Annotated in this window: 9 protein-coding genes; all 9 read right to left on the bottom strand. The window is 73.3% G+C overall.

Going from position 1 to position 14,557, the window contains the following annotated elements:
- Window position 1: 1 nt before the first annotated feature.
- From HUV60_RS07050 to HUV60_RS07010, 9 genes are read right to left on the bottom strand one after another with little or no spacing between them, the layout of a single operon-like run.
- Window positions 2-1,234 carry an O-antigen ligase domain-containing protein gene (locus HUV60_RS07050; RefSeq protein WP_257848231.1) on the bottom strand — a complete coding sequence of 411 codons (1,233 nt, stop codon included), beginning with the start codon at window positions 1,232-1,234 and terminating at the stop codon, window positions 2-4.
- A 1-nt stretch (window position 1,235) separates the two neighbouring features.
- Entirely contained in the window at window positions 1,236-2,756 is a 1,521-nt protein-coding gene (locus HUV60_RS07045) for a right-handed parallel beta-helix repeat-containing protein (protein ID WP_257848232.1), read from the bottom strand.
- Between the two features lie 14 nt (window positions 2,757-2,770).
- Window positions 2,771-4,936 carry an alginate lyase family protein gene (locus HUV60_RS07040; protein WP_257848233.1) on the bottom strand — a complete coding sequence of 722 codons (2,166 nt, stop codon included), beginning with the start codon at window positions 4,934-4,936 and terminating at the stop codon, window positions 2,771-2,773.
- Window positions 4,933-7,116, bottom strand: coding sequence for a bi-domain-containing oxidoreductase (locus HUV60_RS07035; RefSeq protein ID WP_257848234.1), 2,184 nt, complete (start codon window positions 7,114-7,116; stop codon window positions 4,933-4,935). Before HUV60_RS07035 ends, HUV60_RS07040 begins: the two co-directional genes overlap by 4 nt.
- Before the next feature lie 18 nt (window positions 7,117-7,134).
- Window positions 7,135-9,066, bottom strand: coding sequence for an asparagine synthase (glutamine-hydrolyzing) (gene asnB, locus HUV60_RS07030; protein WP_257848235.1), 1,932 nt, complete (start codon window positions 9,064-9,066; stop codon window positions 7,135-7,137).
- 3 nt (window positions 9,067-9,069) lie between these two features.
- Entirely contained in the window at window positions 9,070-10,584 is a 1,515-nt protein-coding gene (locus HUV60_RS07025) for a Wzz/FepE/Etk N-terminal domain-containing protein (RefSeq protein ID WP_257848236.1), read from the bottom strand.
- 2 nt (window positions 10,585-10,586) lie between these two features.
- Window positions 10,587-11,954: a polysaccharide biosynthesis protein gene (locus tag HUV60_RS07020; RefSeq protein ID WP_257848237.1), complete on the bottom strand. Its 1,368-nt coding sequence runs from the start codon at window positions 11,952-11,954 to the stop codon at window positions 10,587-10,589.
- Complete coding sequence (locus tag HUV60_RS07015; protein ID WP_257848238.1) at window positions 11,951-13,231, bottom strand: glycosyltransferase family 4 protein; 1,281 nt, start codon at window positions 13,229-13,231, stop codon at window positions 11,951-11,953. The genes HUV60_RS07020 and HUV60_RS07015 overlap by 4 nt, the downstream gene beginning before the upstream one ends.
- The gene (locus HUV60_RS07010) at window positions 13,221-14,537 is read right to left on the bottom strand and encodes a nucleotide sugar dehydrogenase (protein WP_257848239.1); all 1,317 of its coding nucleotides are present in this window, start codon (window positions 14,535-14,537) and stop codon (window positions 13,221-13,223) included. Before HUV60_RS07010 ends, HUV60_RS07015 begins: the two co-directional genes overlap by 11 nt.
- Window positions 14,538-14,557 lie beyond the last annotated feature (20 nt).

Below are 14,557 nucleotides of genomic sequence, written 5' to 3'. Positions count from 1 at the left end.
CTCAGGTCACCTCCGAACTCTGGGCCCACCGCGGAACGCGCCGCCGGGGGCCCCCGGGCGCCGCGAGGGAAGGGGCCGCGGCGGGCGCCGCCAACAGGGATGCGGCCACGGTCAGATGCAGCAGATACGGCGAGGCGTCGCCCAGCCCGGCCTCGGTGTACGAGGCGATGGCGCAGTAGCTGATCAGGAACAGCGCGCAGGCCCTCGACAGCGACGGAGGCCGCAGCAGCGCGACACCGCCCAGCACGGCGATCATCGCCGCGACCAGGGTGACCCCGGTCGTCCCCTGCTCGTGGTAGACGGCCAGCCAGCTGTTGTCGATGGGCAACCCGCCGAACGACTTGTCGCCCAGGCCCGCGCCGAACAGGTACTCCGAGGCCGTCCGGGGTGCCGCCAGCAGGGCGTCCCACACCTTGGCCCGGCCGGTGAGGCTGGTGAGGTTCTCCTGGCTCTGTCCGCGCAGGAACCACGCCTGCAGCGCGGAGCCGAACCCCACCGCGGCCACGGCGGCGCACAGCACCGCCCAGGTGAAGAACCGGCGGGCGGCGGCGCTGGTCAGGACGAGCGAGCCCATGGCCACTCCCAGCCCGGCGATCAGTCCGAGCGTGGCCGTACGGGTGTGGGTCAGCGAGAGCAGGACCAGGGCCGGCACGACGACCAGGGCCGCGCTGCCCCGGTCGGTGCGGCGGCCCAGCAGGAGCAGCACGGTGAGCCCGGTGATCACCGCGGCGTACTGTCCGATCTGCGGCGGGGTGAGCGGCCACAACGCGCCGACCAGCCGCCCGCCGTAGAGGTCGGGCAGGGCGGCCCCCGGAGAGACGGCCAGCCCGGCGGCCACCGAGCACAGCACCAGGAAGTACATCCGGATGTGGTGCCGCACGAAGGCCGTGCCGCCGTTCCACCAGCGGCTGAGCAGCCACAGCGTGCCGACGAAGAGAGTCAGCCGGGCGCAGCGGAACAGCGCGCCGAACCCGGACTCCAGGCTCGCGCTGGCGAGCACGCTCGGCACCAGCAGCAGGGTGAGCAGGAACAGGAAGGCGCTCGGCCGGACGCACAGCCGGAGATTGACCGTGAGCGCCAGCACGAACGCGGCGACCAGCGCGCCCATGGTGACCATCTGGATGAGGGAGCGGGGCAGCGGCACGACGGTCTTCGCGCCGGCGGAGCCGAGCGTGTTGAGGACCAGCAGCCCCCAGGCCGTCCTGACGGCCCTCGGCATGCGGTCGGCACCCATGTCAACCACCGTCCCGGGTACGGAAGGTGCTGCCCGCGTCCTGCCGGTACGGCGCGCCCTGCCACTGCCCTCGGTCCAGCACCCGGCTCGGGTCGTGGGCGACGAACTTCCACGCTCCGACGTAGACGTTGTCGTGCCAGCGGTTGTGCTGCCCGTGGGTGACCGCCTCGGCGACCCGCTCGCCCTGGTACGGCGACCAGTCCGGGTGGGTGCCGTAGTTGGCCAGTACCGCCATGCGGTCGCACCGGTCCGTGCAGTCGACGACGGACTTGTCCAGCAGGAAGCGGTTGTCGTGGATGTCCACCCGCTGGGTCTTCCACCGGCAGTCGGAGTGGAGGGGTGCGGCGGCGATCGCCGGCTGCGCGCAGCGGGCGGTGTCCTTCACCAGTAACGTGCAGTCACCGGAGGAGGTGTTGGCCGGGCTGTTGCAGAACCGGTCGGCGTTCTCCCACAGGGTGATCCCGGACCAGTTGTCCTCCAGGACGTTCCGGTGGATCTCGATCCTGTCCGTGCGGGCCCGCACCCGTGGTTCGCCGCCGGACTCGGACACGTAGACGGTCGCGAACGGGAAGGTGTCGCCGCGGTCGGCGTACCTGCGTCCCTCGACCCAGTTGTTCCGCCGGATCGTGTTGCCCCGGACGACAGCGTTGTAGCTGGTCTCGTAGATCAGCGCGGCACCGTCGTTGGCCTCGAGCACGTTGTCCTCGATGCGGAAGTCGTTGTTGTTGGTGTCCGCCCACAGTCCGGTTCCGCGGTTGTCGTGCACCCAGTTGCCGCGTACGTCGGCGCCGTCGACGGCCCAGAACTTGACGCCGCCGGTGCAGCCGCAGCCCGGCCGCTTCCGCTCCCAGTCGCCGGTGTTGTTGCCGGTGATCTCGTTGCCCTCGACCACCAGGCCGGTGATGCGGTTGCCGGCCTGGTAGGCGTTCATGCCGTACTGGCCGTTGTCACGGAGGCAGTTGGCGCGTACTTGCTGGCGGGCGCCGGCCATCAGCCCGGCGCCGGTGTTGTTCCGGATCGTCGCGTGCTCGATCACCCACCCGTCGGCGGAGTCGTGGTTGACGACGCCCTCGTCGTGCGGTGCGACGAAGCCCTGCACGGTCAGGTGGCGGACGGTGACGTCCCGGGCGGTGCCGCCGAACGCGTACTGGTTGGTCTTCCGGCCGTCGAGCACCGCGCCCGGCGCGCCGAGGTAGGTGTTGCCCTCCTTGGGGACGACCTGGGCATAGCGGTCCGGCTCGAGCCGGTGCGTGCCCGGACGGAGCCAGAAGGTGGTGTTCGGGGGACTGCTCCTGGTCTTCGCGGCGAGGTCACCGGTGACCGCGGGGTCCACGGTCACCGCTCCCGCCGGCGCCTTGGCCGGCCCGGGTTCGGGATCGGCACACACCCGGGCCACGGGGGTGGACGGCGTGGCGGTCGGTTTTGGCCGTGCGTCCGGCGTGCTGTCACAGCCGGTCGCCGCCAGCAGGACCAGTGCCAGCGCTGCCGCCGGTAACGCCCGGCGCCGCCAAGTGCTCCCCAACTGCCCTCCTCCCCTCAGTCCTTGAACCCCAGCACGGTGGTGAAGCCCTCCGTGCCGTCGGTGAGGCCGGTGCCGACCAGCGTGGTGGCGGGTTCCCTGCGGCCGAAGCCGGGGGAGTACCAGCCCAGCGGCGGGTCGCTCTCGCCGCGGTGCGCCCGCCAGTCCAGCCGCGCGGGCAGGTCGAGCACCGCGGAGCGGTCCTCGCCGCCCCGGGTCCAGGTGAGCACCGCCCGGTTGCCCGCCATGTCCGCGGTGATCGAGGGGCCGAGGTGGAACGCCAGCCGGACGGCCCGGCGCGGGCCGCGTACCTCGTCGACCAGCCTCAGCTCCCGCGTGGCGTACGTCAGTTCCACCCGGCGGCGGTGCACGGATGTCCCGTACCCGTCGTGTTCGGCGCACCAGCGGGCCACGTCCTCGCCGGAGGTGTCCACGGACAGGACGCGGCTGCGGGCGTGCCGGGTCCACAGGAACGGGCCGCCGGAGACGGACTGGTCGGCGCCGTCCAGCTCCAGGGTGTTGTGGCCGAGGGTCGAACGGAAGTACCGCCGCCACTCGGGCTGCCCGTGGTAGCAGTAGGTCCCCGGGTCGGCGAGCACGTCGACCCCGTCGTGCCGGACCTCCACGGACAGCGCGTCCGCGTGGGCGTGCGCGGCGATGGAGAGGAACCCGTGCGGGCCGCCGTCGCAGCGGCACCAGATCCCCTCCGGACCGCGCAGGACGGTGAGCCCCGCGTCGGCGAAGTGGTCCGGCCGGCTCGCCGGGCGGGACACGGCCGGGGTGGAGCCTGCCGGAGGGTTCCCGCTGTCCCCGCCAGGGGTGGGCGCCGCGAGGATCGGTGCCTGCCCCCGGCGGGCGGCGTCGCCGGTCACGCGGCGCAGCCACCTGTCCAGGGGGGCCGCTCGGCGGGTGCGGGCCGCCGGGCGGAGCCACCTGTCCACGAGTGTCGTACGGCCGGGGTGGATGCCGGGCGTGGGAGCGCGGCCGGAAGGCACCGGAGCTCCGGGCCGGATGAACGCGGCCAGCAGCGAGGTGCGCACATCCGTGCCGGTCACCTCCGGCCACCACGGGAGCCGGCCGAACACGGCGTCTCCGGTGGCCAGCAGCGAGCCCCAGCGGTCGGTGCCCGCGCCGTCCACGACCAGACCGTGCCCGTCGTCGGCGTCCCCCTGGCGGGGAGGCCGCAGCCGGTCGTCCACGACGGCCGCGAGCGCGTCCGTCATCCGCAGCAGCACCAGTCGTACGGTCGCGGGCACCGGCACGCCCGCGGCGTCGGCCTCGGCGACGGCGGCCAGGCCGAGTTCCAGCACCAGTCCGTGGTATTCGGTGGCGAGTTCGCGGTTGAGGCCGGAGCCGAAGGTGTTGCCGCGCAGATGCCGCTCCAGCGACCGCAGCGCGTCGGCCCGCAGGCGCGCCGAGTCGGGGAACCAGCCGAACGCGCAGGCCGCGGCGAACTGCCCGGTCGCCTCGGCGACGACGTGGTTGTTGGCCGAGGACCCCCGGCTGGGGAAGGCGGCCAGCCAGCGCTGGTGGTGCCAGATCTGGTTCCGTACCACCGGGTCGTCCTCGAACAGCCCGGCCGCGCCCGGCCAGCCGTCGAGCAGTCGGCGGATCCACACCCAGGACAGCAGCCGGATGCCCAGCTCGATGCCGCTGGTCCAGTGCACCCCGCGCAGCGGCGGGTTGGCCGCCCACCACGACCGCAGGTGCCCGGCGACGCGCTCGGCGTACCGCTCGTCCCCGGTGACCGCGTAGGCGGCGGCGAGCACGGTCAGGTACTGGTGCCGGGACGGCTCCCAGATCTGCTTGATGTCGCCGACCGAGTCCTCGTCCCGGTACGGCACGTCGAAGGCGTAGCCCCCCGGAGCCCGGCGCCCGGTCCTCGGGTCGAACCACCAGTCCGGGTCGGCCAGGTCGGCGCGCTCCACCCCGAAGAACTCCGTGTGCCCGGCCATCAGCCGGTCCGCCTCGGCGACGAGGCGTTTCGCGGCGTCCGGCGGCACCGCGGCGATCGTCCCGGCGGGCAGGACGGCGGTGAACCGGGCACCGGTCACGCCCGGGCAGTCCGGCGGCCGGGCCGACCGCCACCGCCGCCTGCGCACCGCGTCGCCCACCCGGCCGCCGACCTCCCGCGGCCCCATCCGGGACAGCCGCCGCAGGTACCAGCCCGCGCTCATCGTCATCGCGCGCCCGCCAGCGTCACCGGCGCGCCGGCGGCCAGGCCCGCCCGCACGGCGAGGGTCGCCGCCGTGGTGGCGACCAGCGACTCCAGTGGCACCGGCATCGGCCCGCCGGTCCGCACCGCCCTGACGAACGCGGCCAGTTGGGCGGACTGGCCCTTGTCCCGGGCCTTGGGCAGCCGCGAACTGACCCACCGCTTGCGGCCGTCGTAGACAGAGGCACGGACGAAGTCGTCGAGGCGCAGTGCACGGCCGTCCGCGACCAGGTCCAGGGTCTCCTTGGGGAAGCCCGCCGGGCCGGTGGTGACGTAGCTGATGGTGGCGGTGGACCCGTCCGGGTAGCGCAGCACCACCTGGAGGTCCTCGCCGCCGGGCGTGGTGAGCGCGTACACCGAGACCGGGTCGGCCCCGAGCAGTCGGCTCGCCGTGTCGATGAAGTGTCCGCCCTCACCCACGAACCGCGAGCCCTCCGTGTCCTGTTGGAGGTACCAGCTGCCGTGGCCGAGGCGGCCCGCGTTGACCAGGCAGCGGACGTGCCCCGGCCCGGTGCGGGGACCGAAGCGTTCCTGGGCCTCCCGCAGCAGCGGCGCGAACCGGCGGTTGAAGCCCACCTGGAGCCGGTCGTTGCCGGACTCCTCCACCGCCGCCAGCACGCCCGCCAGTTCGTCCTCGGTGAGCGCCAGCGGCTTCTCCACGAACACCGCCTTGCCGGCCAGCAGCGCCTTCCCGACCAGGCCGGCGTGCGAACTGTGCCGGGTGACCACGAACACCGCGTCGACGGACGGGTCGCCGAGCACGGCGTCGAGATCGGTGGTCGCCCCGGCGAAGCCGAACTTCCGCTGCGCGTTGGCCGCGGACAGCGACGTCGTGGTGACGACCGTGGACAGCTCGACACCGTCGCGCCCCGCCAGGTGCGGCAGCAGCATCGACGTCGCGTAGTTGCCCGCGCCGACGAACGCGAGCCGCACCGGCGTCCCGGCGTCCCGGACCGGGGCGGACATCGAGCCGCCACGTCGCACCGAGGGCACGGTCACCTCCGGGGCCCACGTCTCCACCGTCCGCCCGGGGTACCGGAACAGCACGGCCACGGCCTTCAGCCCGCCTCCCTCCAGACTCCGGTACGTCTCGACGGCGTCGTCGAAGTCGGCCGTGTGGGAGACCAGGGGCTCCACGTCGAGGCGGCCCCGGGCGGCGAGATCGAGGAAGCACGCCAGGTTGCGGCGCTCGGTCCAGCGCACGTAGCCGACCGGGTAGTCCCGGCCCTCCAGCTCGTACTCCGGGTCGTAGCGTCCGGGGCCGTAACTGCGGGAGAACCGGACGTCGAGCTCCTTCTCGTAGTACGCGTTCCACGGCAGGTCGAGACGGCACTTGCCGATGTCGATCACCCGGCCCCGGTCCCGGGAGAGCCGGGCGGCCAGCTCGACGGGCTGGTTGCTGCCGCCGCCGGCGGCCAGGTACACCTGGTCCACGCCCAGGCCGCCGGTGAGTTCGGCGACGGCCTGCTCCACGGCCGGGGAGCCGGGGTCGCCGCAGGCCGCCGCGCCCAGCCGCTCGGCGAGCTCGCAGCGCACCGGGTCGGGATCGGCCCCGACGACCCGGACCCCCGAGGCGGCGAGCAGCTGCACCACCAACTGGCCGATCAGCCCGAGGCCGATGACCAGCGCCACGTCGCCGAGCTGCGACTCGCCCCGGCGCACTCCCTGCAGCGCGATCGACCCGACGGTGCCGAACGCCGCGTGCTGCGGCGCGAGACCGTCCGGCACCGGTGCGTAGAGGTTCTTCGGCACCCAGTTCAGCTCGGCGTGCAGCGCGTGCTCGTTTCCGGCGCAGGCCACCAGGTCGCCGACCTTGACGTCGTCGATCCCGGCGCCGACCTGCTCCACCACCCCGCACAGCGAATAGCCCAGCGGCGTCCAGGAGTCCAGCTTGCCCATCACCTTGCGGTAGGTGGCGGGCACCCCGTTGACGGCCACGCTCTGCACCACCTTGGCCACCTGGTCCGGCCGGGAACGGGCCTTGCCCAGCATCGACATGCCGGCCTCGGACACCTTCATCAGCTCGGTCCCGGTGGAGATCAGCGAGTAGGCGGTGCGGACCAGCACCCCGCCCGGCTTGCACCCCGGTACCGGCACGTCGAGCAGGGCCAGTTCGCCGCTCTTGTAGTTCTGTACGACCTGTTTCACCCGAAGTCCTCTTGTTCTCTACGCCGTCGGAGGGTTCTGGCCGGACCCGGAGGTCGCGCCGCGGTACCAGTACTCGAGGGTCAGCACGTGCCACAGATGCTTGGAGAAGTCCTGCTGTCCGGCGGCGTCCTCGGCGACGAGCCGCTGGAGCGCGTCGCGGCGCAGCAACCCGGAACGGACGAGCTCACCGTCGTTGACCACCTCGCGCACCAGTGGTGCGAGGTCCCGGCTCATCCAGGCCCGCAGCGGGGCGCTGAACAGGCCCTTGGGCCGGTAGACGATCTCCCGGGGCAGGACGGAGTCGGCCGCCTTCTTGAGGACGGCCTTCCCCTGCCGCCCGGCGATCTTGCGGTGGCCGGGCACGGCGAACGCCGCCTTCACCACCTCGACGTCCACGTACGGCACCCGCACCTCGGTCGAGGCGGCCATGCTGGAGCGGTCCGTGTACGCGAGGTTCAGGCCCGGCAGGAACATGCGGGCGTCGGCCAGGCACATGCGGTTGACGAAATCGTCGAGACCGTTGTCCCCGTAGACGTCCGCGTGCTCGGTCAGCACGTCGTCGACCGTCCCGGCGAGATCCGGATCGACCAGGGCGAGCAGCTCGTGCCGGTCGTACAGGGTGTAGCTGCGCCGGAACGCGGTCTCCTCCGGCAGGTCGGCGAAGGACAGGAACCGCTTCGCGAAGCGCACCGACCGGTACCCCCGGCGCGCCGTGGCCACCGGCAGCCGGTCCACGGCGCCGGACACCCCGCGCCGCAGGGGCCGCGGGACGCGCTGGTAGCGCAGCGCGAGCAGGTTGGCCAGGTGCTTGCGGTACCCGGCGAACAGCTCGTCGGCACCCATCCCCGAGAGCATCACCTTCACCCCGGCCTCCCGGGCGGCCGAGCAGATCAGGAACGTGTTGATCGCGGCGGGATCGCCGATCGGCTCGTCCAGGTGGTACGTCATCCGCGGCAGCAGGTCGAGTACGTCCGGGGCGATCTCGATCTCGCGCAGGTCGACACCGAACCGCTCGGCCACCTGCCGGGCGTAACGCAGGTCGTCCGGCATCGCCTCGAACCTGGCGTCCTCGGCGCGGAAGCCGATCGTGTACGCGGAGATCCCGGGCCGGTCACGGGCCGCGAGCGCGGTCAGATAGCTGGAGTCCAGACCACCGGAGAGGAAGGTCGCCACGGGGACGTCGGAGAGCAGGTGACGCCGGGTCGACTCCTCCACGACGGCGGCGATGTCCGGCTGCTCACCGGCCAGGGCCCGCTCCCGGGCTTCGGCGGCGACGTCCCTCAGGTTCCAGTACCGGCCGCGCTCCACCCGGCCGTCGGGCCGGCACCTCAGCCAGCTCCCCGGCGGCAGCTTCTCCGCCTCGCGGAACGCGCACCGCGAGTCCGGCACCCAGTAGTACAGCAGCGAGGCCACCAGCGCCGCGTGGTCCACCTCCAGCGATCCGCCGGTCACGGCGGCGAGCGCCTTGAGTTCGGAGGCGAACACCAGACCCTCGCCGCGCCGCAGCAGGAACAGCGGCTTGACGCCGAGCTGGTCGCGGGCGAGCACCAGCTCACCGGTCCGCTCGTCGAAGATCCCGAACGCGAACATGCCGCGCAGTCGGGGAAGGCAGCCCGTGCCCCAGCGCCGCCACGCCTCCAGCAGCACCTCGGTGTCGGAGGTGCCGCGGAAGCGCACCCCGGCGGCCGCCAGTTCGGCGCGCAGCTCGGGCGCGTTGTACAGCTCGCCGTTGTACGTCAGGGCGAGGCCGCCGGAGACCATGGGCTGGGCGCCGGTCCCGGACAGGTCGATGACGGCCAGCCGGCGGTGCCCGAGGTGCACCTCGCCGTCACCCACGGAGTGGCCGTACCGGCCCGCCCCGTCCGGGCCGCGGTGGGCGAGGGTGTCGGTGAGCCGGTCGGTGACGGCCTTCCCGTCCGGCCATCGGTACGTGCCTGCGATGCCACACATGTGCTACCACACCTCCTGGTCGCTGTCCGGGACCCGTGCCGCCGGCATCGGCTGCCGCTCGGTCCGCCGCGGGCCGGTCCCGCCCTGCCGGGCCGTCCGCTCACCGTGGCCGCGCGGGCCGGTGTGCGGGCCGTCCCACAGCGTGCCGTCGGTCCGGTCCCGCGGATCGGGGTCGATCAGCACCACGCCGATCACCGCGACGCGTTGCTCAGCGAGCTGCCGCGCCACGGTGTGCAGCCACGCGGCGCTGCCGTGCCCGGCCCGCACGACGAGCACGGTCCGGGTGCCGAGATACCGCAGGTCGGTCCACGCCGTGCCGGGCGCCACCGAGCCGACGCCGAGCCGGCGATCCCCGGGCGGCACGTCCGTGGCCCGCTCGGCGTCAACCACGGCCGGGCCCCCGGGCTTCGGGCGGCGGCCCGAGAGCTGCGGCCCCGGCAGACCGTCGACGACGACCACGGGTTCCTCCGCCGCCAGCGCGCGGGCGAGGTCCAGGGCGATGTCGCTCGCTCCGTGCGCACAGCCCAGTTCCAGCAGTGACACCGACTCCGCGGAGCCGCGCACGGTGCGGGTCAGGGACGTGGTGAGCCGTGTGCGTGCCGCCCGGGTCCGGCGACGCCGCCACGGCGCGGCCGTCCGGCGGGGCAACTCAGCGATCACCGAGGCGCCGAGGTGCGCAGCGATGTCGCGGCGAAGCACGGGGCGGTCCGCCACCACCGAGGTGACCGCGGCCACCGCGAGCCCGAGGACGAGCCCGAGGACGAGCCCGATCGCGGCGTTGGCGGCGGCCGTCCCGGGCAGGGAGTGCCGCACCACGCGCGGCACGTCCACGATCTGGGTGCCTGCGACGAGTCGGGGCGTGCCGACGCGTGCCTCTGCGGCGCGCTGCCCGAAGTCGGTGATCCGGGAGGTGAGTTCGGCCCGGCGGGCGAAGACCGACTCCATGTTCGCCGAATCCTGCGGCCCGCCCTGCGGCGGTCCGTCCCCGATCGCCTCGTTGACCCGGTCGAGTTCCTCCCGCATGCGGTCCTGCTGTTCGATCAGGGTCTCGGCCTCGGTGTTCGCGGCTTCCTGTATCCGCCGCACGTGGTCCGCGACGAACGCGTCGGCCAGTGCCCCGGCGCGGGCCACCGCTTCCGTGTCGCTGTCACCGGTCACCGTGATCTGCAGCAGGTTGTTGGTCAGGCCGAGCCCCTCGTAGTCCTCCATGAAGTCCTCCGGTCTCTCCGGGGACTCCAGGACCTTCAGGGCCTCACCGGCGATCCGCGTGGTGTGCAGCAGGGCGGCGTCGGTACGGATGAGTGTCCCGGGGTCGTTCGGCTGGTCCTGCTGGTGGGCGACCAGCACCTTGGTCACCGCGGTCGGTGGCGGCGGCAGGAGGACCGCCACCGCCGCGCCGGCGAGCAGCCCCAGCAGGGCCAGTGCGGACCAGAGGCGGCGCCGTCTGCGCACCGCGACCACCAGCGCGTGCAGGTCCAGCAGGGGGGCGGAGGCCGGTGAGCCCGGCGTCGCAGGCATCGTCACGCCGAACCCCCTGTCGCGCTGTCGCCCACCGCGAGTGTCGGCACCGCGGCGTCCCGGGGACGGCCGGTGGTCCGTGCCGGAGGGGCGGGCACCGGGCCGGCGAGGACGACCCCGACGACCTCGTGCCCCGCGTCCGCGCACGCCTCGGCGAGGCCGGTGAGCTCCTCCGAGGTCCAGTCACCCGCGCCGAGCACGACGAGGGCGCCGGACTCGCCGCCGTGGTCCGGCACCATCGGCCGGGGCACCGGTACCTGCACCACCCGCAGGCGCGGATCGTTTCCGGCCACGTCGGCGAGCCGCTCGGCGGCCCGGAGGGCGATCCCGTCGCCGTCGGGAACCACGACCAGCAGCCGCCGGGGGGCAGGCAGCCGGTCCCGGAGGCGGGCGCACACCCGCCGGTAGCGGAGCTGCCGGCCGGCCTCGTCGCCGGACGCCCGCGGGAGGGGTACGTCCCACCGGGTGCCGGCGCCGAGCAGCCGGCTCACCCGGGCCCACGGACCGTGGTCCCCGGGTCGGTGCGCGGGCCGTCCACCAGGTACGTCGACGGTCCCCAGCGGCGTCGAGCGGAGCGCCGCGGCGATCTCCGGTCCGGTTCGCGGCCGGCGGTTCCTACGGGCGGCGGTGAGGTGGCCGACGACCGCGAGGAGGAAGAACAGCAGAGCCCCGGCGGCGACGAGTTGCGGCCTCGTCGGCGGTGCCTCGCCGTCCGGCCGGGCCGCCGGCCCCATGACGACCAGGCCGGCCCCGGCCGCGGCGGGGTCGGCCTGGTCCAGCTTGGTGACGGCCTCCTGCAGCGCGGTGCGCAGCTTCGCGAGCTCGGTGCGGGTCTGCACGCTCTCCACGGTCTGCCCCGGGTCGGCCGCGTCGGCCAGTTCGGTGATGCGGCGGCTGGTCCGCAGCACGAGCTGCCGGAGTTGCTCGGGCCGTGCCGCCGCCTCGGGGTCGGTGGTGTCGCCGACGACACGCGCGGCGTAGGTGACGAACTGCTCGGCCATCCGGTCCGTGAGCTGCTGTGCGCGCTCGGGGGTGTCGGCAATGCCCGAGACCTCGATGATGTTCCCGTCGGTGACCCTGGCGGCCACCCGGTCCCGCAGGTCGCTTCCTTCGACCCCGTCCCAGTCGAGCTCGGCGGCCGCGCGGTCGACCACCACCGAACTGGCCGCGATCTCCGCCTGCGTCAGCAGTTCGCGCTCCTGCCACGCCCCCGGAAGCAGGACCGACGCCGACGTCGTGTAGCGCGGGGGGAACACCAGGGAGGTGCCGTGGCCGACGAGCGCACCCAGCACGGCGAGGACGGTGAGCAGCCGCCGGCGCCGGCGGATCAGCCGCCCGATCATCACCAGGCGTATCGTGTCGTCGCTCAACGGCGCGGCCTCTTCCCTGTCCGGTGAGGGCCGCCCGCCCGCACCGGAGGGCGGTCACGGCAGGCGGCGGCGTAGGCGGCGAGCAGCGACGCCTGCGAATTGCGCCAGGACAGCGGCCCGTTGATCCGCTCCTGGCCGATCCTTCCCATCCGGGACCGCGTTTCCGGCTCGTCCAGCAGCCGCGCGACGAGCCGGGCGAACCCGGCCTCGTCGTCGGCGGGCGCGTAGACGGCGGCGTCACCGGCGGAGACTCGCGCCTCCCGGAGGTCGAACGAGACGATCGGCCGGCCCATCACCATGTACTCCAGAACCTTGTTCATGGTCGACACGTCGTTGAGCGGATTGTGCGGGTCGGGGGAGAGGCACACGTCCGCGGTGGACAGGTAGCGCACCAGGTCGGCGTCCGGAATACGCCCGGTGAACTGCACCTGCTCCGAGAGCCCGAGCTGCCGGGACAGCTCCACCATCGCGTCGAAGGTGTCGCCGGCGCCGACGAACACCGCATGCCAGTCGGTCCGCCCGAGCTCGTCGCGCAGCTTCGCGAGGGCCCGCAAGGCGTAGTCGACGCCGTCCTGCGGGCCCATGACGCCGAGGTAACACAGCAGATGAGGCTTGCCGCGCTTCAGCTCCGGCTCCGGCGGTACGGGGTGGAACCGGCCGGTGTCGGGTGCGCTGCGCACCACGAAGACGTCCGCCGGCCGCCGGCCGCCACGGCGCACCGCGACGTCCCGGTAGCTCTCGTTCGTGGCGAGCACGACGTCCGCGGCCCGGTAGGTCAGCCGTTCCAGCGCGCACACGGCGCGGTAGAGCAGGTCTCTGCCGCGGCCGAACCGGGAGAGGTACAGCTCGGGTACCAGGTCGTGCTGGTCGAAGACGAACCGCGCTCCGCGCCGCTTCAGCCACAGTGCCGGCAGGAACAGCAGGTCGGGCGGGTTGCAGGCGTGGACCACGTCGACCGGGCCGACCTTCCGGGCCAGCCGGACCGTATGCCACAACGCCGATCCGTACTCCCGCAGGTAGCCGGCCGGCCCTCCGGTGGCCGCGCGCAACGGGTAGCGGTGGATCCGCACCCCGTCGATCTCCACCTCCGGCTCCGTGTCCCGTTTACTCCCCCGGGGGCAGATGACGTGCACCTTCCAGCCCGCGTCGCGCAGCGTCGTGCACTCCTGCCACACCCGCCGGTCGAACGGCACCGACAGGTTCTCCACCAGGATCAGCGCGCGCCGGTCCGGCCGGTCGCCGCCGGCCGTGTCATCGAACGATGTGTCACCAGGCAAGGCCCACGTACCCCGGTTCGGCCCGGCGCGCCTCGGCGTCGGGAAGGTGGATGAGGTCGACGATCACCGGGCCGTCGCCATGGGGCAGCGCCGACAGCACGGCCGGGTCCCTGGTCCCGACCAGGCACACCTCGGCGTGCTCGAGCACCTCGTCGACGGAATCCGCGAGCAGCTGCGCGAGGTGCGGCAGCCGGGTCTCGATGTACTCGCGGTTCGCGCCGAGCAGCCGGGAGAGGCTCACGTTGGCGTCGTAGATCCGCAGGTCGTAGCCCTTGCCGAAGAGTCTCTCCGCCAGCTCGACGAGCGGGCTCTCGCGGAGGTCGTCGGTGCCGGGTTTGAAGGACAACCCGAACAGGCCCGCCCGGCGCTTGCCGGTACGCTCGACCAGCTCCACCGCGCGCTGCAGATGGTCGGAGTTGGAGGGCAGCACGTGGGCGAGGATGGGCACCGAGACGTCGGCCCGCTGCGCCGCGTGGACCAGGCTGCGCAGGTCCTTGGGCAGGCAGGAGCCACCGAAAGCGAAGCCGGGCCGCAGGTAGGCGGGGCTGATGTTCAGCTTGCGGTCGGCCAGGAACACGTCCATCACCTGGTGCGAGTCCACCCCGAGCGCCTGGCACACCGCTCCCAGCTCGTTCGCGAAGCCGATCTTGAGGCCGTGGAACGCGTTGTCCGCGTACTTGATCGCCTCGGCCGTCGGGACCGGCACCCGGAAGACCTCACCGGGCAAGCCGTCGTACAGTGCCGTCACCGCATCGCCGCTTGCCGGGTCGAGCTCGCCGATGACGGTCTTGGGCGGGTCGAAGAAGTCCCGCACGCTCGTGCCCTCGCGCAGGAACTCCGGGTTGACCGCGACCCCGATGTCCACCCCGGCCGTGCCGCCGACGTGCTTCTCCAGGATCGGTACCAGCAGGTTCAGGCAGGTGCCCGGAAGCATGGTGCTGCGGAACACGACGGTGTGCCGCCCACCCCGCTCGGCCAGCGCGGCGCCGATCTGCTCGGTGACCCGCTCCAAGTACGCGGTGCACAGACTGCCGTTGGGCTCCGACGGCGTGCCCACGCAGACCAGCGACACCTCGCTGCCCATGACCGCCTCGCGGACGTCGCCGGTGGCGCGTAACGCTCCGGTCCGCACGACCTCGGCGATGAGCTCGCCGATCCGCTCCTCGACCACCGGGGCCTTGCCGTCGTTGACCAGGCCGACCTTCACCTGGTTCACGTCCACCCCGATGACCTCGTGTCCCATGCTGGCCAGGCACGCGGCCGACACGCAGCCCACGTAGCCGAGCCCGAAAACGCTCACTCTCATGACCCGTTCCTCCCCCCAGG

The sequence above is a fragment of the Streptomyces sp. KMM 9044 genome, from assembly GCF_024701375.2.
In the GTDB taxonomy this organism is placed as follows: Bacteria; Actinomycetota; Actinomycetes; order Streptomycetales; family Streptomycetaceae; genus Streptomyces.
This window is presented reverse-complemented; position numbering and strand designations above follow the sequence as displayed.